The organism is Shewanella sp. BJSY2023SW005, assembly GCF_047314585.1.
In the GTDB taxonomy this organism is placed as follows: domain Bacteria; phylum Pseudomonadota; class Gammaproteobacteria; order Enterobacterales; family Shewanellaceae; genus Shewanella; species Shewanella algae.
Genome location: NZ_JBKORJ010000030.1, coordinates 177,285 through 196,071, shown reverse-complemented (window position 1 = coordinate 196,071; position 18,787 = coordinate 177,285). Strand labels below are relative to the sequence as shown.

Genomic DNA, 18,787 nt, shown 5'->3' with positions numbered 1-18,787 from the left:
CCCAAGGTTTTGTGACAGTTATTCTGATCGGAAAAGGAATTTTACCTCAATGCTTTTGCAATCTTTTATCGACCATCTGCCACCCGGCGCAGATATCAAATCAGTATCGGCGCCAACTCTTGCCAAATATCAGGACCATTTGCCCGAGTGCTTATTGGAACTGTGGCAACAACATGGCTTTGGCCACTATGGTGATGGTTTAATCCAACTTATTGATCCGGATGAATACCTGGACAATCTCTGGGGCTGGCTGATGTTGGATGAAGACATGAGTCGCATCCCGTTCGCTATCAGCTGTTTTGGCGACATTTTTTATTATCGACTCCTGAGCGATGAAGGGGATGAAGATATCGCCTTTATCGATCCCCACACTTCGCAGACAGATGTGCTCACCTGGAGCATGGAAGATTTCTTCAACGACTGGTGTTGTGACGATGAAGTGCAAGCCAGCTTCTTCAGGAAGAAGGATCTTCAGCAAGTCAGTGATCTGCAAGGTAAGCTGCAGCAGAACCAGATCTACTTTTACACCCCGGCACTGCGTCTCGGTGGTGAACCTGCCATTGATAAGACTCAAAGAGGCGATGCCAGGGTTCAGCTGGACTTATTGCTGCAATTGGCTCTTGAAGCCTAACCGCGAGAACAGGAGGAGAAATTGAACCGGGCAGCAGTCATAGTCTACTGGTTGGTCTGTTTGTATACGCTTGGCAAGCTGGTTTTGTCGGCGCACTGGGCCATGTTTATCGATTTCCCCTCCATGCTTGGCGTTATTGCTCCCGCCCTGGCTTGTTGGTTTACCCCTTTGGCTGCGACAAGGCGCGCCAAATTACGGGGGGCCATCAAAGTATGCTGGTTGGCCGCCGGGCTTATGTTTATTTACGGTTTGCTGCGGGTTTTGATGCAAAGCTTAGGCGGCGCCGAAACCATCATGGCCGGTTTGGGCGTGGCCTTATTGCCGCTGTTTTACAGCTTAATCATCAACTTATTTGCCGCGCCATATCTGTTCTTTGGTGCCGCTCGGCAAGTGGGCTCCAATCAGCCTTTGAGCACAAAGCGGCATATTGGAGAAGCGAGCCAAGCAGAGTGAGTTCTTATGTTTGCCCATCTGTTTCGAAAACGAAAGATAAGGCAATATGCCCGTAAGCTATCCAGGGATTTGCTAAAGCATTATGGCAAGAAGAGATATTACTCCAGAAATCAGCTGGAAAGGGCCTTAATCAGACAAAAGCTCAGGCGTCCGGCCAGAGACGGTGACAGCAATGGCAAGATTTCGACCAACGAATATTATGCCTATGCCATGTACTGCTCACCGGCCGAGTTTTCCCGCATTTCGATGCAAACTTCCATCGCCCAAGGTTCCAGTGAGCCGGACTATGGGCAACTGAGAAGGGAAGCTGCGGAGGTTATCTTTGGCCGGCCACAGGATTTTTCTATCACGAGCCTGCATGATGCCAGCACAGACCATAGTGCAGCGGAAACCGCCGCTGCGGATCCGGGGTGTGATTCTGGCAGTGATTAAGCTGAAAGTGAGCGAGCTGGTCGTGGGCGCTTGGCCTTTGCTTCTGCGATGACCACTCCTGGCTGACAGGAGAGCTCCGGTCAGCACTGTAAATCGGGCAAAAGGGTTAGAAGCTTATACTCAGGGAGAGGGCAATGCCGGAACTATTGATCCAGCTTGTGCTGGGTTTTGCACTGCTGACGGGCGTTTTGGGCTGGTTTGCCTTGATGTTTGCCTCGCTTCCCGGCGCCGAGCTGCGTCGCAGTTTGTCTATGCGTCTGGTGCGAGGGTTGTTTTACAGCTATCCCCTTTGGGTGTTGGTGCCGGTATATCAGCTTAAATACACCTTGGTGGCAAGTTCTGTGGATTTGCTTTGGGGGATAGTCCCAATGCTGCCTTTGTTGTTGGTCTGGTCGATATTCACCCTTCAGGGGCGGGAGCTTAAACGTCGGCAACAATCAAAAGTGGTATCAAAGCCCACGACCAAACAGGAGTAGAAGGGCAGCTAAACCAGAGGCTGCCAATGTCCAAGTAATACCCATGCCCATTGATACCCGCAACGACTGGCCTAACAATCAAGGAGGTTTAGATGGTGACTATCGCCGAGCTGCAAGCTTTTATTAACTATGAGCTGCCACATAGCGGCATTGTGATTGAACATCTGGGAGATAAGTCGGCCAGAGTGCGTAAGCCGATAACTCAGGCGCACCTGCGCCCCGGTGGTACTGTCTCAGGGCCGACCATGATGGAGCTGGCGGATATTGCCATCTATGTCGCCTTGCTGGGGGAAATAGGCATAGTGCCGCTGGCGGTAACCACTAACCTGAATATCAACTTCCTGCGTAAACCCAGTGCCGAGTGTGACATTGTCGCCGATTGTAGGCTGCTGAAACTGGGTAAATCACTGGCGATTGCCGAGGTGTCTGTGTTTTCGGACGGACACAGCGACCTGGTGGCCCATGCCGTGGGCACTTATTCCATTCCGCCGGCGAGCTAGCCTCTAACCCCATTCAAAAACAGTTGTTTTCCTCCGCGCTGATAGAGATGTCGCATCATGCATATTCCTCCTGAAATCAATCTATTATCACCTTTTGCTGCGGACGAGCAGCCCATGGGACCCTATCCTTCATTGGGCTTTCTGCCTCTGTTCGATGCCGAGCTCGGCAACGGTGATTATTTTGGGCTCTATTGGCCCTTGGGCCGGGAGACAGAGGCGCCGATTGTCTGTGACATGTGGCACGATGAGGCCAAGTTGGTACCGGCCTTTTCCGGCGCCGGTAAATTTGTTGCCTGGCTCGAAGCCAACGACTGGGAGCGCGGCGATGAAGAGCCGCAAGACGCAGACTTTGCGCCAATGTTGGTTCAGAGCGCCAAGGCGTTTTTTCGCGGAGCAGAGGAGGGGCCAGCCACGCAGGACGATATTGAGGCAGGCATTGTTTTACTGCAGCAGGCCTGCGAGCAATTACCGGAAGTGGGTGACTATTGGTTTGCACTGGCATCGCAGTTAAGGCGTTTGGGGCGAAATGAACTGGCGGCTCATGCTGCTCTACGGGCGTTTCACAGTAATTGGGCCTTCGGCATCCCCTCCGATGGCGTAATGCGAATGCTCAGCCAGGTGCAGTTGCAAACTTATCTTGAAGATGATCCCTTCATCCGCCGGCTCGATGGCTTTAAGCCGGGATTTGGCGGTGAAAAGCATAACGACAACTATCCCATCATGCTGGCGGCATCCAGGGAGTATCTGCAGGCTGGCCAAGTGCTGCCCGGATTGATGCTGTATCAAAACTATGCCTATTCCATGTACTTTGAGACTCAGGCCTTTCAAGAGCGCTATGGGTTTGAGCTGACTCGTTGGCAAAGCGAGTTTTCCGCCTTGTGTTTAACGCACTTAGGGGATGATCGCCGCGTGAGACTCAGTCATGAAACGGCTTGGAAGCCGTAACTCTTGGTCAAAGGGGCTTCAATAAAATTAAAAAGGCTCCCTTGGGAGCCTTTTGGCTTATCTAAGGTTAAAACTGGTAGGTGACTGAGACCCCAAAGTTACGGGGATCGACTATCGCCGCATAGCCATCCGGGTAGTTACGGGCTGCCGGAGAGCGGCTCAACACGGCTTTCTCATCAAAGGCGTTGTTGACGAAGGCGTTGAAGATCCAGTTGTCTGTCTCATAATTGAGCGACATACGTGCCAGCACATAGTCACCGGCAACTCGTTCCTCTGTGTTCTCAAAGTCACCATAGTACTCACCGACATAGTTGGCGGAGACACTGAAGGTAAGCTGATCTGTCAGCCAATACTGGGCACCGAGATTGGCGGTCATTGAGGGGGCCGAATCCAGTTCATTGCCCTTGGCTGAGGCATAACCTTCTCCAGGTTCCTTGATTTCCGAACTCAACAGCCCAAGGCCGCCGTGCAGGCGCAGATCCCGGGTCACCATGGCTGAGGCTTCAAACTCGGCACCATAGGTAATTACCTTGTCCATGTTGATAACCCGTCTGGCAGAACCTGTGGCCTGATATCCGTCGTAGTCGTTGTAGAACAGGTTGGCGCTCAGGTTGATATTACCGCCATCCAGGCTGGTTCTCAGCCCAAGTTCATAGGCGTTAACGTACTCTTCATCGTAGAAGTAGAACTCATTCTCCGGAAAGCCTATCGCCGCACCGGCGGCGTTGTAACCACGGCGACCGCTTAAGGAGACTGTGGTCTCGGCATTGATATCGTATTGCAGCACCAGCTTGGGCAACTTGATGGTCTTGCTGTTGTCCAGGGTATCTTCTATGGGCGTTTGCGGCTGCTTCATCCAGAAATTACGTAGCTGCGACTCCCGTTCGACCCGGCCTCCGGCGGTGATCCTGAAGTCATCGGTGAAGTTATAGGTAAATTCGCCGAAAACCGCTTTGGAGTCACTATTGTCGTCGCCGCGATAAACCGAACCGCCGATACTGTTGAAGTCTTGATCGCGCTTGAAATAGTAGAGGCCGATAAAGCCGCTGTAGAGTTCGCTGTTAAGGCCAAAATGCAGCTTGGTTTCAGCCGTGGTGTTGGACTCCTCCATACTCACCACTTGCTCGGTAGCAGGATCCTTGTCATAAGTATCCATCACCCAGTTGTAGTTCATTCTGGCCAGCAAGAAGTCGACCGAGAAATTGTCACTGATCCTGTAGTCCAGCTTGATGCTGCCGGTATCGGATTCAGTGTCCATGTTTCTGGGATTGATGGGCTGATACTTCCAGGGATCGTCACCACTGAAGTATTGCCGTCCCGTGTTGCCGCGCTCATGGTTTTTGGAATAGCTGAGCATGGCCTTGAGGCCGTCAATGGCAGCGGGCTCCCACAGGAGTTTGGCTCTTATTCTGTCTGTGTTGAGCTTATTCAGATCAAAGCCAGGCGGGTTAGCTTCATGGATAACCGGGTTGGCGTAAGTTTCACCATCGGTATGCTGCGCCGACAGGCGAAAGGCCAGCTCATCTTCAATCAAAGGGCCGGAGATAGCGGCGGCCGAGTCTATATATTGGCTCTCACTGCGATAACCCACACGAGCGGCACCCTGCCAGTCAAAAGTCGGATCCTTGGTCTTGATAAACATGGCGCCGCCTATGCTGTTGCGGCCATTGCTGGTGGATTGGGGACCACGAAACACTTCAATCTGCTCTATGTCCCACATGCCGGTATCGCCGGTCAAATCCGCCATAAAAGGTTCTGCCACTCCATCGGTTATTGTCGATACCCGGGTCTTGGCGCCGCCGGAAACCCCACTAAAGCCGGTGGCGGCTCCGTTACCGGAAACCCCGCGGATATTGGGCATCTGCCCGGACAGCACTACCAGGTTGGGGATTTCAGAGATGGCGTCATGCACCGACAGGTATTGCAGCGTCTTAAGCTGCTCTTCGGTGATGACAGATACAGATGAACTCACGTCTTTCAATGATTTCTCTGTCTTTTCCCCCAAAACGACAATTTTTTCGATTGATTGATTTCCGCGCTCGACAGCATCGTCGGCAAAGGCCGGTGATGCCAGCATAGCGAGCAGCAGGGCGTTGAGCTTAAACTTGTAGCTAGGCATGAGTATCTGTCCTGATTAACAAATGAAGCGATTGAGAAAATAAGCTTTAAGTGGGGGGCAAATTTATATTGTTACAAATATGAGTGCAAGTGATAATTGTTATCATTTAATAAATTGTGATCGAATGCAGGGAAATCTTTTGTAAAAGGGACAAATTGGATACTCGAAATAAGTCTGTGATGAAACTGCAGTTTTTAGGGCTGGCATCTGAGTGCGCTTAAGGTAAGTTGCTCGGGCACGTTCGATGGCTTGGATCAAAGGGGGCGCTCTATATCTCAGTCAGACTGGAATCAATATGACTTTGGCCGTTGGAAGCCGCTGCCGCCCAATGCTCAGCGGCTAAAGACTTTAAAGGGCTAGTTAGCGTTGGTTATTGCGCCGGCTTTGGATCTGCAGCGACAAGAGTTGCCAATGAGGCGTCAGGTAACGGGCGAACATTCTTTGTGCCAGGCGCTGCTTCAATCTTTGCCAAAGACCGGGAGGAGTAGTGAACTGCAACATAATACTCTCCTTGAGCCACTGCTCATCGAAACCGGCCCATTCGCCACAGACATCGAATAGATTGGGGCCGCACACAGGGGCAACTTCGCGGTAGAGAATATGCTCCAGTTCCGGCAGGGAATAGGGTGAAAGTGCACATACTCGGGTGATGCCGGGGTAGTGCAGGGCGACATCTGTATCAAGAAACAAGTCCGACAGTGCGCTCCATACCGCCTGGCGGGTGTGGAGCGTTTCTGCGTCTTCAAGCATGATCTGTGCGGGGGATTCAGCCATAGGGTCCTTCCTTTGGGGCTGCAGTCTGTGCCGTGAGGTTAACCAAAGCGGCAATCGACATCAAGTGTTGGCTGCCTGTGGTTCGCGGCGCCAACCCAGACTCATGGCGAGGAGCAAAGCCATCAGCGCCAGCAAGGCCCCGGCCAACGGAAGCTCGTTCAGTCCTGTGCCCAATGCCAGCAGAGTCCCGGCAATCCAGGCACCGAGGGCATTCCCCAGATTAAAGGCACTTTGGTTAAAGGTTGACGCTAACAAAGGCGCCTTGGCGGCACTCTTGACCACTAACATCTGCAGCATGGGGCAAAGTGCAAAGCCGACAACTGACCACAGCATCAGCAGCGGCACGGTTAACAGCAAGCTGCCGAGGCAAAAATGCAACGGGGTTAGAATGCCAATCAACGCCAGACTCAGGAATGTGAGCGAGGGCAGAAGTTTTCTGTCGCCGAGAAAGCCGCCAAGTAAACTGCCAAGAGACAATCCCAACCCCAAGGCAAACAGTACCAAAGTGATCTCCTTGGGAGAGGCGCCGCTAACTTGTCCCAAGGTTGGGGCAATATAAGTGAAAACACTGAAGAGGCTGGCGTTGGCCACCACGGATAAGGCCAGGCCGCTGAGGACTTTGCGGTTCTTTAGTACCTTGAGTTCATCTTTAAACCTTACCTTTTGCTGAACCAGATTGGCCGGCAGGTAAAACCACAATGCAACAAGTGCCAACAATCCTATTGCGGCAACTCCCCAAAAGGCGCAGCGCCAACCCAGTGCCTGACCTATGGCTGTACCCAGGGGCACTCCCAGGATATTGGCCAGGGTAACGCCCATAAAGACCAACGCAATGGCTTGGGTCCGTTTTTCCGGCCGGGACAAATCGGCAGCCACTATGGAAGCCAAACCAAAAAACGTGCCATGACATAAAGCGCTCAGTACGCGAGCCAGCATCAAGGTTTCATAGCCATCGGCCAAGGCGCAGCAAAGGTTACCGCCAATAAACAGTAACATAAGCCCGAGTAGGGTGCGCTTGCGGGGGATCCGAGCAGTAGCCATCGCCAGTACAGGGCCACCGAATACTACGCCAAGGGCGTAGAAGGTCACCAACAGGCCGGCCTGAGGCAAGCTGACATTGAGTGACCCGGCGACTTCGGGCATTAAACCCATAATGATAAATTCGCTGGTTCCGATGGCGAAACTGGCGAGAGTCAACGCAAGAATAGCCAGTGGCATCTTGACTCCTGTGGATAGTGGCAAGCGACGAAAGAGAGTGCTGCAGTCATAGTTCAGAAATAATTCAGCAAATGCGATTTTACGACCCGTCTGTGCTGCCACGCTCATGAAAACTTGTTATGGGGCTATGCCATGCGGGAATTGCGGGGTGGGGGCACCTTTGAAGTGACACAAGCGGGCTGCGCTTATGTCAGGGCCGGGGAATATTTTGATAAGGGTTAAAGCGATAAAAAAGGACCAGCATTGAGCCAGTCCTTATTAAGGGGGTTAACGGGTTATTTACGAACCCACTTGCCGGAAGCATCCTGCACTATATGGCCTTTGTCGGCGGCAGCAATCGCCTTGGCGCCGGCGAGTTTGGCAACATCATCCACGGAAATCCCGTTTTGACGGGCGATTTTTTCATAATGTGCCCGGCGTTTGGCATTGATATCCTTAACCAGTGCCGTCACCTCGGCGCTGGATTTGACCACGCCCAAATAGCCGTTTTGCTGTTCACCCACCAACCCTTGGCTCTTGGCGTCCTGCAAACCTATGGCAAAGACGCAGAAACTCATCAACAGGGCGGCAGTCAGGGTCATCAACTTGGTTTTCATCTGTGTTTTCCTTTCGCGAATTCTGGCACCTTAGAAGAGTTCATCATTGGTCAGCAGCTGATCCAACTCTTTATCGACCTTAATGCGAATTTCATGTTCGATTTTCACATTCAGGTTGATAACGATTGGCTTATCCGGTGGCTCAATCTTGACCGTTGGGGTACAACCCGACGCCAGCAGCAAGGCTGTAGCCAGCGGCAGCAGAAATTTAATCTGTTTCACATTCATGTCCTTTTGTGTCCTCACTGCATGGAAGCTTCAATTTGGGTTTGAAGCTTGTCACCTATGGTCAGACTCCTGAGGAGCTGCAGCATGTTCTCCTCATGAGAGTAGTTCAAGTGGATAGGGCGTTCAATCCCCTCGGCCTTACCTTTTACTTCAACCTTGAGCCAGGCCTCACCATCCGGTGCCATATCGTAAGTGCTGGCCAGGGTAGAATATTGCAAGTGTTCGAGGGTAGAAAAGGCAAAGTCCAGATAGGGTTGCCCAGCACGCATTTGAGCTACAGCCGGATTATTGCCGACCTTGATAAGTCCGCCTGGGGCACGGGCCGCCAGGCGGCCGCCTTTGACCGACACCTGGCCGTCGGTAATAAATACCGGCAATACACCATCGAAAATACCGTCGGCGTAGATGCCTTCCTGAGGCTGGATGGCCAACAGTTCTTCCAGGCTCAGGCCCTGCAACACCAAATAGGCATTGGATGGCGCGTTGAGCCGCAAGCGGAAGCTGGGCAGCAGCATTTGTCCCTTGAGTAACTCGCCTTGGCCGCGCACCTGAATATCGGCATCCCGAAATCCGGGCAACAGCTTGGCTTGAGTGCTTTGGTTGTTGTCGAGTTCAGGGGTCAGGCTGAGCTGGCCTTCCAGTCCCAGATTGGTCAACAGCACTCCGGGGTTGAAGGCCTGTACCGAAGCCTTGAGCTGCTGACAGTTGAGTTCGGCCTCTGCCGGCGCCTTGGCTTCCTTGGCCAGTGTCAAACGGCACAATGCCGACAGGTTGGCGCCTTCAAATGGTAACTGACTGATACTGCCAGAGAGATCCGACAGCAGCGGGTTGAAATCCAGTTGCAATTGCAGCGCTCGTCCAAGCCCTTCGAGCTTGAGGTCGGCAATCATATGGGTCTCGCCCCTGAGTACCAACTCAGGAGGCAAGGGCAGGTTCTTGGCCGCCAGCGCCTTGATATCCGCGAGATCCGTATCCAGGGTCCAGCGACTGTTCAAGCGATAGCCAAGCGGATCTTTGGCCCGCTTGGGCCAGATGGGCATAAAGTCGTGGCGGCTGTGAAGCGGGATATTATCCAGTTGCCAGTTTTCTTCACTGATAAGACGGTTATCCTGCCAGTCAATGGTTTGGCTGAAGCTGCCATAGCCCAGATTGAGCAGGGTTTCGGTGCGAGGTCCGAGCTTGGTATGCCGGGTTTGGCTTAAGTTGAGCCCATCGAAGGCCAGATTCAGACGACTGGCAAAACGCTCATCCAAGAGTTGGCTCAAGAGTGGCAAGTGCCGTTTTTGATTTAGGTTGGCATCCAGGGTTCGACTGAGTCCGGGGCTAAGGAGCGAGGTTTGGGCAATCGACAGTGCCAGCGGCCCGCTTTTAGCCTGCAATTCACCCAGCTGGCTGCTGACCGCGGGCAAAGACAGCTTAAGTTTGCCTTGGTTGAAGCTGCCACTGAGCGGGTCCAGCAGTGACAACTTAAAGCCCGAGAGTTGGATACTTTTATCCTCTATACCGGCTTGAATGGCGTCAGTGCTGAACCCGGAATTGGCCGCGAGGCTGAAGTTCAGTTGTTGCCCTTCGCTTGTCGACTCCAGTGCCAGCTTACCGCTAAGTGCCATTGATGCGCCCTCATTGAGTTGCAATTCAGCTGCAGCCGACTGCCAGCGAAAACCGCTTGGCAGGGAGGCTTCAAGGCGCCAGTCTGTGCGTGCTTGTTCCAGTGGCAACAGCTCAAGGCTGAGTTGCAGCCCCTGAATGGCCTGTTGCAGCGCCAGTTCGAGTCGCTGCTCGGCCGACAAGGGCTTTGAGTTTGAGGAGTTTGGTGAGCTTGAGCCTGATGAGCCAGAGCTTGATAAACCAGAGCCCGGCGAATTTAACCCTTGAGGCTTGGCGCTTTGCGGCAAAGAAACAGAAGTGTCTTGCTGTGCTCCTGCGGCCTTTGGCAGTTGCAATTGCAGGTTTTCAAGGGTCAGCAGCAAACTCGGCCGCTCGCCATTACTGAGCACTGCTGGGCTCAATTCCGCAACACTTGGCCCATTAATTGGCGCACCGCTCGACGCTTGCTGCTTCTCTGTCATCAGGGCGGGCAGTAGCGGCCGCACTGTCAGATTCGGCAGCGACACCCGCATGGATGTCTCATTGCCCGTTGCCGCATTGTTCTTTGTATCATTGTCCTTGGTGGGTTTGAATTCGGCGTCGAGGCCCTGATCAAGCGCCAGCTCAATTGCGGCGATAAGGGGTTTTACTTGTTTTTTTTCAGCGGGCTCTTGTGCCAAGACTTGCTGCAGCTGCGCCAATTGCGATTCGAGTTCCGCGGCCTTGGTTGCTGATGTTTGTGCGGATGAGGATGTTGCTGCGAGCAAGGCAAGCAGCGCTTGGCGCTGAGCCGGAGTGGTTGAAAGCGTGAGTCTCAGCGGCGCCAGCTCAAAAAACTGCTCGCTGGTGGAGCCCGAAAAGCGAAAGCGCAACCCCGCGCCATCACTATCCTTAACCTCAGCCTCAGCCTTGGCACTGAAACTGGCAGCAGCGTTGGAACTTGGGCACAGAGGGCTATCAGTCAATGAATTGTGTGCCTTAGCTTCCAGAGGCAGCGGCGTAATCTTAAGCGCCACTTGCTCGAGTCCCAGCATGGCAATAGTCGGCGCCGACCAGCAATGGCGCGAGTCTATGTTGCCTTGGGTCAAATCCAGAGTCAGTTGTGAGAAGAGATCTCCGCCAAGGCTCGGCATCAGCTCGGCATTCAATATTTCATCAAGTTTAAAGGCGCTGATGAGGGGCGCTGCGGCCGGGTCCTGCTCAACACTTGCCAGCGCTTGTTGCAGCGCTTTGAGATGCAGATGACTGGTCAATCGCCAGGCGGGGGCACCGTTGGCGAGTTTGGCTTTCAAATCGGCGGTTAATGCCAGCAGGGGCGTCTCTTGTCTTGTTTGAGTTCCTGAGTGAGTCTCTTGTTGCCCTCCTTGTAACCAGGTGGCCAGCTCAGTAACCAGTTGCCCGGAAGGGCTGAGCTGCAACTTTTGCAGCAGCAGAATAAAGCTTGGGGTTTTACCTGCCTTATCCAAGGTCAGCGACGCACTGGGTGTATCGGATACGCCCGCCTCGGGTTGCAGGCTTATTCGGGTCGGCCCCAGGGCTATTTCGGGCACAGAGTTCAAGTCCAGCGTCAGACTCTGACCGCCATCATCACCGCCGGGCAAGAGTAGCTCAGGCGTCAAACTAAAACCGGCGTCTCGATAGCTGACTTTTTGAAGTTGCGCCATCAACCAGTCGGTGGAGCCAGGGGGAGGCGTCGATGCTTCGCCTGTCAGCAATTGCCAAATTCGTTTTGCACTGACAGGCGATTTGAGCTGGAGCCTGAGTTGATGAAACTCAAGCTCGCTGCCCTGGTAATCAAGCTTGAGATAATCGAAGCTCAGTCTGTCCCAGCCTTCAGGCGCCAGACGCAACTCGTCGATACGAATATCTTGCGCAGCCAGATATTGATTAATATGCGGCAGCAGCCACTGCGGCCTTTCATACAGGGACCAAACCAGCCCTACCAGCAGGGTACTCGGAAGCAGCACCAGCAGAAGCAACATGCCAACAGCCCATACAGTCAGGCGTTTCTTGCTTGGGAGTCGATACCTCATTGGTGTTTCCCGGCCTTGGCCGCTCACTCCTGCCAGCGGATTTCTGTGGTCAGAGTGTGGCTCTGTTTGGGGCCGAGCACCAGTTTATCTTCCAGCACATTGGCGGCTTCCAGGCAGACCATGGACAGGTAATCCTGCTCTTGGAAACGGGCCAGCCGCTTGGACTTGTCTATCCAGGGATTCCAAAGTACTGCCGAGTGGCTCTGCTCACGGCTGACAAGAATAGTGCCGTTGGGGGTATGCAGCTTTTGCAGCTCGGACAAGCCGGTGTAAACCCGGTCGGTCTCGCGCTCAAAGCACACTTCGTCCTCGACTTGTGCATACGGGCCTTCACCAAACTCGACATATTGGCTGCCGGCAAAGCCTGTGGCGCGCAGCTGGTGGATATCGCCGATGGGGAAATAAGAGTGCAGCGCCTGGGTCAGCGTCACGCTTTGCTCTCCCAGGTTGCGGTTAATCAGGCTGACTCTGAGGCTGTCGCTGAGGACAAAGTCCAGCCGCACCTCGGTATCGTGGGGCCAGTAACCTTTGTCCTCGTCGCTGAGTTTAAGGACAAAGCTCAGCTCTACCCGTTCATTACTGATATGAGTTCGCTCAAGTTGCCACAGCCGGGTGCGGGCAAAGCCATGCTGGGGCCAGCCCTCATTGGCATGCATGCCAAACCAGGGCCAGCAGACGGGAATACCGCCGCGAATACCACTGCCCGGCAGATAGTCATCGGCAGGAGAAACCCACAGCAGCGGCGCCTTGCCCTTGGGCACAAAGCTGTCTATCTGGGCACCCTGTAAAAAAATACGGCCGTAGCAGAGTGGGGTATCGATTTCGATATAGTCCAGACCATTGGGGTGTTTGCGGGTGTTGACGCTGGCCATGCAGGATTCCTTTAGCGGGCGAACAGGATAATGCCCCTAGCTTACAAAGTTTTACAGCCCGAGATAAGGGGCTGTTCAAGCGAATTTACGCAGGGCGCTGTTCTTGCATTCAAAAAAAGTGATATAAAACTGGTCAGAGGTGCTGAGTTTTTACTCAGAATTGGCTAAGGTGAAACATCAATCACAGGGAAAAGGAAATAAGCATATGGCAAGTTATCAGCCGCCGATGCGGGATTACCGCTTTATTCTTGAACAGTTACTGGATATTTATCAGCAGCCAAAGCTGCAGGGGTTCGATGAAATCGACCCTGAGTTGGTCAATGCCATTCTCGAAGGCATGGCCGATTTCAGCACTGGGGTGATGCTGCCGCTCAACAGTGTCGGCGATCTGCAGGGCTGTCGTCTGGAAGCAGACGGGGTGAAAACCGCCGATGGCTTTATCGATGCCTACCGCCAGTATGTGGATAACGGCTGGCCGACGCTGACCTGTGATCCCGAGTTCGGCGGCCAGGGCCTGCCGGAAGTGGTGGGTATCTTTGCCACCGAAATGCAGACCTCCTCCAACATGGCCTTTGCCATGTATCCCGGGCTGACCCACGGTGCTTACAGTGCCATTTTTGCCCATGGCTCCGAGGCGCTCAAGGCCAAATATCTGCCCAAACTGGTGAGCGGCGAGTGGACCGGCACCATGAATCTGACCGAATCCCATGCCGGTACCGATCTGGCGCTGCTGCGCACCAAGGCCGAGCCCAGCACTGACGGTTGCTATCTTGTCAGCGGTGAGAAAATCTTTATCTCCAGTGGCGATCACGATCTGGCCGAAAACATAGTGCACCTGGTCTTGGCCAGGTTGCCGGATGCACCGGCCGGGGTGAAGGGGATCAGTTTGTTCGCCGTGCCCAAGTATTGGGTCAAGGAAGATGGCAGCCTGGGCGAGGCCAACAATGTCAAGGCCAGCGGCCTCGAGCATAAGATGGGCATTCACGGCAATTCCACTTGTGTGATGCTGTTCGACGGCGCCAAAGGCGAGTTGGTGGGCGAAGCCCATCAAGGCCTCAGAGCCATGTTCACCATGATGAACCAGGCGCGCATGGGTGTTGGGGTTCAGGGGCTGGGCGTCTCTGAAATCGCTTACCAGAACGCGCTGGCCTACGCCAGAGAGCGGGTTCAGGGAAGGGCACTGTCCGGCACCAAGGCGCCGGAGCAAAATGCCGATCCTATTCTGGTGCACGGTGATGTGCGGCGGATGCTGTTGTCGCAAAAAGTCTTCAATGAGGGCGCCCGCGCCCTTATCGGCCAGCAGGCGCTGTGGCTCGATGAAGCCGAGCGCCATCAGGATGCAGAGCAAAAGGCCAGAGCCAAAGCGTTGGCGGCGTTGTTTACCCCTGTGGTCAAAGGCTTTATCACAGATAGAGGCTTCAGCGCCTGTGTCGATGCTCAGCAGGTGTTTGGCGGCCATGGTTATATCCATGAGTGGGGGATGGAGCAGTTTGTCCGTGATGCCCGTATCGCGATGATTTATGAAGGCACCAATGGCGTGCAAGCCCTGGATCTGGTGGGGCGTAAGCTGATGGGTGACAAGGGCGCGGCGCTGAAACTCTGGGCCGCAGAGGTGGAGGCCTTTATCGAAGGCGCCAAACCCAAGGCCGCTCAAGATCCCCGGCTTGCCAAAGTGCTCGAAGGTTTGGGCCAGGCGGCAACGGATCTGCAGCGCGGTACCCAGAGCCTGATGGAGTTGGGGATGAATAATCCCGACAACCTGGGCGCGGCCTCCATGCCTTATATGCAGCTGTTTGGCACAGCTGCGCTGGCGTGGATCTGGGCGCGGATGGCCGAGCTGGCGCTCGATGGGCTGGCAGATGATGCCGACGGTTTCTATGCCGGCAAACTGGCCTCGGCGGGTTTCTTTATGGACTACTATGTCAGCAGCGCCAGTGGCTATCGGCGTCAAATCGCCGCGGCCAGTGAATCCATCATGGCCTTCGACGACAGTTACTTCGGCTAAGCTTCAATACCAAAGGGTCGGTGCAACCGGCCCTTTTTTGTGGTACACCAATAGCTTCCAAGCCAATCGGTTCGTCAGTATGGAGTGACAAGATGGATCTGAATTACGACAACAACAATATTTTCGCCCGCATTCTTCGCGGCGAGTTGCCCTGTATCAAACTCTATGAAGACGAGCATACTCTGTCTTTCATGGATATCATGCCGCAAACCAAGGGCCACTTATTGGTGTTGCCCAAGGAGTCGGCCGTGACCCTGTATCAGTTGTCCGATGAAGGGGCGGCGGCCTGCATGCGTACCGTCAAACTGATGGGCAAGGCAGTGGAAAAGGCCATGGGGATCCCGGGCTCCACTGTGTTCCAGCACAACGGCAGCGCCGCCGGTCAGAGTGTGCCCCATGTACATTTCCATGTGCTGCCCGGCCCGCTTAAAGGCCTGATGGAGCACGCGGCCCATCAGGGGGATATGGATGAGCTGCACACCATAGCCGACAGAATTCGCGCTTGTATCGGATCTTGAGTTGTTTTCCCCCGCCAGACAGCCGCCACAGGGCGGTTGTTTACTATTAGTGCTATCTCAATCTGCTTAAAGTCAGTTTGCCGTTGATAAGCAAAGAGAGGTTTGATTGCATAATCGCATTGTATTTACCGGTGGGCCGGGTTCAGGCAAGACGTCTGTCATCGACTTTTTGCAAAGCCTGGGTTACCCGAGTGCGCCGGAAGTCGGCCGTAAGGTGATAAAGGCTCAACTGGCGCAAGCTGGAAGGGCGCTGCCCTGGGATGACAAGAGCGCTTTTCGTGATGCCATGGTTGATGAAGAGCTGACGCGTTATCAAACCTTCAGCGGCGATGACGGCATTATCTTCTTTGACCGCAGTATGCTGGATTCCTACGGTTATAGCCTGCTTGAGAACTTAACGATTCCCGAGAGTTTGCTGAGTCATTGCCGTGAGCTCGTTTATCACCCAAGGGTATTCATCTTTCCGCCCTGGCAAGCCATTTATGCCAATGATATGGAACGTAAGCAGGACTTCAGTGTAGCGGTGGCGACTTATCATGAGATGCAAAAAGCCTATGAGGCTTTCGGTTATGAGTTAATTGAAGTTCCCAAATGGTCGGTTGCGAAGAGAGCCGGTTTCATTTTGGCCAAGGTAGGCGAGGCACTGCAAACGCCCTAAGCTGTCGCTGTGAGTTTTCTCAGCCATTCAACCAGAGGTTCCGGTTTAATCCCCGGGCCGACCCTACCAAACGCTCAGTTTGAATATTGCCAATATCACTGCACAGGTCAGCAGTCCAAGACCGCCCAAAACACAAACCACTTTTTCAGGGTAGCGTGAACCCAGTTCGGGAAAGAGGATAGCGCCCAGGCTGAAGCTTGGGATCATCTCGTACAGTAACCCCATTCTCTGGTTGCTTGCCGGTGCAAATGGCGGCAGGTAGAAGTAACAGAGCAGATAAATAGCCAAGGTGACAATCGCGAGCCATTCATAGCCCAGAAAGGGCTCATCGGCCTTGAGCAGACGACGCAGCAGGACAATCATAATCGCCGCGATTAAAAGTAGCATGACACTTCCCTGTAAATAAAATGGCCGCCACAAACTACGGGATCCGAGATGAGCTGACAAGCGCAAAAGAGAAAAAGCGCCGCAGGGGCGACGCTTTTTGAGGTTATTTACCAGCTCAGGTGGTAATTGATGGCAAAAGTGCGGCCACGGCCGTGATAGTCAAACATCTTCTCCGGGCCGTAAGTTGGGCTGTAGAAGTAAGCGGCTCGCTGGCCCCAAAGGGTGCTGTAGTCCTTGTCAAGCAGGTTTTCGATGCCATAGCTCAGGGTACCGACCGGCAGTTCGATGGAACCGAGCAGATCCAAAGTGGTATAGCTGTCCAGCTCACTTCTCTGGCCATCATTTGCCTTGAAGCGATAGTCAGAGTCGGCGCTGAAGCTGTGCTCGGCCTGCAATCTTAACTGTTGGCTGTCACCGCGCCAGGCGATAAAGGCCGTGGCTTTGGAAGGTGAAGCATAGGTGACTGTCTCATCAATCCAGTCGGCGCCATTTTTGATTTCACTGCGAACCAGATGCAGGTTGCTGCCCACCTGCCAGGCGCTGCTGATATCGAAGTTCAGCTGGGCTTCCAGGCCATAGGTGCGTTTATCGTTGTCCTTGACTTCTATGGTCAGATCGCTGCGATTGACCTCAATCACCTTATCCGAGATGGCGTAATACAGACTGGCCTGGGCCTGCCAACGGTCGGCCAGATAGCGCCAGCCCAGCTCAAAGGAGTCGGTCTTGATGCCATCGAGGCGGGAATCATTGATATTAATGCTGTTGGTCAGCTGCAGATAACCATCGGCATCGGCCTGATAGCTGCCGCGACCATAGTATTTGGACAGATCCGGCAGCTCAAAGCCCTGCGAGTAGGCAAGCCACAGTTGCTGGTCCCGGCTCAGTTTAGCCACCAATCCCAGGTTAACCAGGCCTACATGGTAGTCGGTGCTGCCGCCCTTGATAGCATCGGCGCCCGGCGCCTTACCCTGGGCAATCGCCACCTGTTGGTTATAGCCGATAAAGTCATCGACGCTGTTGTCCATCTGCTGATAACGATAACCTGCGTTGAGCACCAGATAGTCGTTGATATCCCAGCTGCCCTGCAGGAAGGCTGCGATGGACTCGACACTGAAGTCGACATATCGGCCTGTGGTGAACAGCTCCTTCATGGTCAAACCGCCACTCTGGTTGGCGGCGTCGAGATCAAAACTCATCTGATCCGAGTCGAAGCTCTCCTTGTCCCAGTCGATGCCCCAGGTGAGTTTGAGGCTGTCGCTGGGCTTGGATTCCAACACGGCTTTCAGGCCATAAATGCCGGTGTTTTGTGACGAGGCCGAGAAGTTGTAAACCCCGAGGGTTTCACTGACGTAAGGGAAGGGGTGAAAGTCGAGATCTTCCTTGCGATAAAAGCCTTGCAGGTACAAGGTTTGGCCGAGAAAGTCAGCCTGGGTATAGCTGAGGTTCAATAAGGTACGATCGGTTTTGGGGCTGCGATCGGCATTCAACCCCTTGCGGCTTTCGAGCAGGGAAGCATCTGAGGTGACGCCGCTGAAGTTTTCCCCCATATAAAGGCCGTGGTCGCCATCGGACTCATTGTTGTAAAACTGCACCATGGCACTGAGGGTGGCATTGTTTGGTAGGCTCCAGTCCAGGTTGGCCATCAGATCATAACCTTGGGTGTACTGCATGCCGGTTTGGGTGATATCCGGCATTACCTGATTGCCGCTGCCGTCGAACCATTGGCCATTTTCCTGCCAGGCGGCACTGAAACGTCCCTTGAGGGTATCGCTGCCGCCGGCCACGGCAAAGGCGGCGCGATAATCCAAGTCATCACTGCCGTTAAAACCCGATTTGAAACCTGCTTCGGCTTCAAAGGTATCCTGGCTGTCGGCGGCTTTTTTGGTCACTATATTGATAGCGCCGCCCAAAGCACCACCGCCATAGAGGGCTGAGGCGCCGGCCAACACTTCAATGCGGGCGATGTTAAAGGGATCTATGCTGTCCAACTGGCGGCTGATCCCTCTGGAGGTGTTCATGGATACGCCGTCTATCAGCACCACCATGGCGCGGCCGCGCATGTTCTGACCAAAGTTGGTCCGGCCCTGGCTGGATACGTCCATGGAGGGAACCAGGGCGGCCAGCATCTCTTTCACGCCTTTGCCGCTGTCTATCTGCTCGCGGATGCTGTTTTCATCGATTAGCCAAACCGTGCTGGAGAGCTCGCTTATCTGGGTAGGGGTACGGTTGGCGCTGACCACCATGCGCTCCATCTGGGTTTCTTCGGCCATGGCGGCTCCCATCAGCAGCAATTGACTGCTGACAGCAGCGGCGACAAGGCTCATCCGAACCATGGATTTGGGCATAACATTCTCC

General features: G+C 54.0%; 18 protein-coding genes. 9 read left to right on the top strand and 9 right to left on the bottom strand.

The window, feature by feature from the left end:
* Positions 1-49: 49 nt before the first annotated feature.
* The 6 genes from ACMHXI_RS10310 to ACMHXI_RS10285 all read left to right on the top strand — a co-directional run bounded on the left by ACMHXI_RS10310 (position 50) and on the right by ACMHXI_RS10285 (position 3,437).
* Positions 50-631 (top strand): GAD-like domain-containing protein, encoded by a 582-nt coding sequence (locus ACMHXI_RS10310; RefSeq protein ID WP_025010481.1) that lies wholly within the window; start codon positions 50-52, stop codon positions 629-631.
* A 21-nt stretch (positions 632-652) separates the two neighbouring features.
* A complete protein-coding gene (locus tag ACMHXI_RS10305) occupies positions 653-1,084 on the top strand; it encodes a hypothetical protein (RefSeq protein WP_054743837.1) in 432 nt (143 codons plus the stop codon).
* 6 nt (positions 1,085-1,090) lie between these two features.
* Positions 1,091-1,516, top strand: a complete 426-nt coding sequence (locus tag ACMHXI_RS10300) for a DUF6559 family protein (protein WP_208184681.1) — start codon at positions 1,091-1,093, stop codon at positions 1,514-1,516.
* 134 nt (positions 1,517-1,650) lie between these two features.
* Positions 1,651-1,992, top strand: a complete 342-nt coding sequence (locus ACMHXI_RS10295; protein WP_044734307.1) for a hypothetical protein — start codon at positions 1,651-1,653, stop codon at positions 1,990-1,992.
* A gap of 92 nt (positions 1,993-2,084) precedes the next feature.
* On the top strand, positions 2,085-2,492 hold the full coding sequence (locus tag ACMHXI_RS10290; protein ID WP_025010485.1) for a PaaI family thioesterase: 408 nt from the start codon (positions 2,085-2,087) through the stop codon (positions 2,490-2,492).
* A 114-nt stretch (positions 2,493-2,606) separates the two neighbouring features.
* Positions 2,607-3,437, top strand: a complete 831-nt coding sequence (locus tag ACMHXI_RS10285) for a tetratricopeptide repeat-containing protein (RefSeq protein ID WP_208184682.1) — start codon at positions 2,607-2,609, stop codon at positions 3,435-3,437.
* 67 nt (positions 3,438-3,504) lie between these two features.
* Here ACMHXI_RS10285 and ACMHXI_RS10280 read toward each other — a convergent pair whose 3' ends face one another.
* The 7 genes from ACMHXI_RS10280 to ACMHXI_RS10250 form a co-directional block, all read right to left on the bottom strand.
* Positions 3,505-5,556, bottom strand: coding sequence for a TonB-dependent receptor (locus ACMHXI_RS10280; RefSeq protein ID WP_117200615.1), 2,052 nt, complete (start codon positions 5,554-5,556; stop codon positions 3,505-3,507).
* A 360-nt stretch (positions 5,557-5,916) separates the two neighbouring features.
* Complete coding sequence (locus tag ACMHXI_RS10275; protein WP_052657997.1) at positions 5,917-6,330, bottom strand: hypothetical protein; 414 nt, start codon at positions 6,328-6,330, stop codon at positions 5,917-5,919.
* A gap of 60 nt (positions 6,331-6,390) precedes the next feature.
* Positions 6,391-7,548 (bottom strand): MFS transporter, encoded by a 1,158-nt coding sequence (locus ACMHXI_RS10270; protein WP_208184684.1) that lies wholly within the window; start codon positions 7,546-7,548, stop codon positions 6,391-6,393.
* 275 nt (positions 7,549-7,823) lie between these two features.
* Complete coding sequence (locus ACMHXI_RS10265) at positions 7,824-8,144, bottom strand: YdbL family protein (RefSeq protein ID WP_025890142.1); 321 nt, start codon at positions 8,142-8,144, stop codon at positions 7,824-7,826.
* 30 nt (positions 8,145-8,174) lie between these two features.
* Positions 8,175-8,357, bottom strand: coding sequence for a YnbE family lipoprotein (locus ACMHXI_RS10260; RefSeq protein ID WP_411394084.1), 183 nt, complete (start codon positions 8,355-8,357; stop codon positions 8,175-8,177).
* A gap of 29 nt (positions 8,358-8,386) precedes the next feature.
* Positions 8,387-11,992, bottom strand: coding sequence for a YdbH domain-containing protein (locus tag ACMHXI_RS10255; RefSeq protein WP_413734842.1), 3,606 nt, complete (start codon positions 11,990-11,992; stop codon positions 8,387-8,389).
* Between the two features lie 23 nt (positions 11,993-12,015).
* Positions 12,016-12,864, bottom strand: coding sequence for a D-hexose-6-phosphate mutarotase (locus ACMHXI_RS10250; RefSeq protein WP_107004671.1), 849 nt, complete (start codon positions 12,862-12,864; stop codon positions 12,016-12,018).
* A gap of 205 nt (positions 12,865-13,069) precedes the next feature.
* On the opposite strand from ACMHXI_RS10250, the gene ACMHXI_RS10245 reads away from it, so the two are divergent.
* From ACMHXI_RS10245 to ACMHXI_RS10235, 3 genes are all read left to right on the top strand, one after another.
* Positions 13,070-14,869, top strand: coding sequence for an acyl-CoA dehydrogenase C-terminal domain-containing protein (locus tag ACMHXI_RS10245; RefSeq protein WP_208184686.1), 1,800 nt, complete (start codon positions 13,070-13,072; stop codon positions 14,867-14,869).
* 92 nt (positions 14,870-14,961) lie between these two features.
* On the top strand, positions 14,962-15,387 hold the full coding sequence (locus ACMHXI_RS10240) for an HIT family protein (protein ID WP_208184687.1): 426 nt from the start codon (positions 14,962-14,964) through the stop codon (positions 15,385-15,387).
* A gap of 106 nt (positions 15,388-15,493) precedes the next feature.
* Positions 15,494-16,045: an AAA family ATPase gene (locus tag ACMHXI_RS10235; protein WP_208128167.1), complete on the top strand. Its 552-nt coding sequence runs from the start codon at positions 15,494-15,496 to the stop codon at positions 16,043-16,045.
* A 63-nt stretch (positions 16,046-16,108) separates the two neighbouring features.
* Here ACMHXI_RS10235 and ACMHXI_RS10230 read toward each other — a convergent pair whose 3' ends face one another.
* A complete protein-coding gene (locus ACMHXI_RS10230) occupies positions 16,109-16,432 on the bottom strand; it encodes a hypothetical protein (RefSeq protein ID WP_208184689.1) in 324 nt (107 codons plus the stop codon).
* Between the two features lie 107 nt (positions 16,433-16,539).
* Positions 16,540-18,777 carry a TonB-dependent receptor gene (locus ACMHXI_RS10225; RefSeq protein WP_413734838.1) on the bottom strand — a complete coding sequence of 746 codons (2,238 nt, stop codon included), beginning with the start codon at positions 18,775-18,777 and terminating at the stop codon, positions 16,540-16,542.
* Between the last annotated feature and the right edge of the window lie 10 nt (positions 18,778-18,787).

What these genes read in the sequence shown, in the direction of transcription:
- ACMHXI_RS10310 (WP_025010481.1), top strand. Translation starts at nt 50, where the DNA reads ATGCTTTTGCAATCTTTTATCGACCATCTGCCACCCGGCGCAGATATC.
- ACMHXI_RS10300 (WP_208184681.1), top strand. Translation starts at nt 1,091, where the DNA reads ATGTTTGCCCATCTGTTTCGAAAACGAAAGATAAGGCAATATGCCCGT.
- ACMHXI_RS10295 (WP_044734307.1), top strand. Translation starts at nt 1,651, where the DNA reads ATGCCGGAACTATTGATCCAGCTTGTGCTGGGTTTTGCACTGCTGACG.
- ACMHXI_RS10290 (WP_025010485.1), top strand. Translation starts at nt 2,085, where the DNA reads ATGGTGACTATCGCCGAGCTGCAAGCTTTTATTAACTATGAGCTGCCA.
- ACMHXI_RS10285 (WP_208184682.1), top strand. Translation starts at nt 2,607, where the DNA reads ATGGGACCCTATCCTTCATTGGGCTTTCTGCCTCTGTTCGATGCCGAG.
- ACMHXI_RS10280 (WP_117200615.1), bottom strand. Translation starts at nt 5,556, where the DNA reads ATGCCTAGCTACAAGTTTAAGCTCAACGCCCTGCTGCTCGCTATGCTG.
- ACMHXI_RS10275 (WP_052657997.1), bottom strand. Translation starts at nt 6,330, where the DNA reads ATGGCTGAATCCCCCGCACAGATCATGCTTGAAGACGCAGAAACGCTC.
- ACMHXI_RS10270 (WP_208184684.1), bottom strand. Translation starts at nt 7,548, where the DNA reads ATGCCACTGGCTATTCTTGCGTTGACTCTCGCCAGTTTCGCCATCGGA.
- ACMHXI_RS10265 (WP_025890142.1), bottom strand. Translation starts at nt 8,144, where the DNA reads ATGAAAACCAAGTTGATGACCCTGACTGCCGCCCTGTTGATGAGTTTC.
- ACMHXI_RS10255 (WP_413734842.1), bottom strand. Translation starts at nt 11,992, where the DNA reads ATGAGGTATCGACTCCCAAGCAAGAAACGCCTGACTGTATGGGCTGTT.
- ACMHXI_RS10250 (WP_107004671.1), bottom strand. Translation starts at nt 12,864, where the DNA reads ATGGCCAGCGTCAACACCCGCAAACACCCCAATGGTCTGGACTATATC.
- ACMHXI_RS10245 (WP_208184686.1), top strand. Translation starts at nt 13,070, where the DNA reads ATGGCAAGTTATCAGCCGCCGATGCGGGATTACCGCTTTATTCTTGAA.
- ACMHXI_RS10240 (WP_208184687.1), top strand. Translation starts at nt 14,962, where the DNA reads ATGGATCTGAATTACGACAACAACAATATTTTCGCCCGCATTCTTCGC.
- ACMHXI_RS10230 (WP_208184689.1), bottom strand. Translation starts at nt 16,432, where the DNA reads ATGCTACTTTTAATCGCGGCGATTATGATTGTCCTGCTGCGTCGTCTG.
- ACMHXI_RS10225 (WP_413734838.1), bottom strand. Translation starts at nt 18,777, where the DNA reads ATGCCCAAATCCATGGTTCGGATGAGCCTTGTCGCCGCTGCTGTCAGC.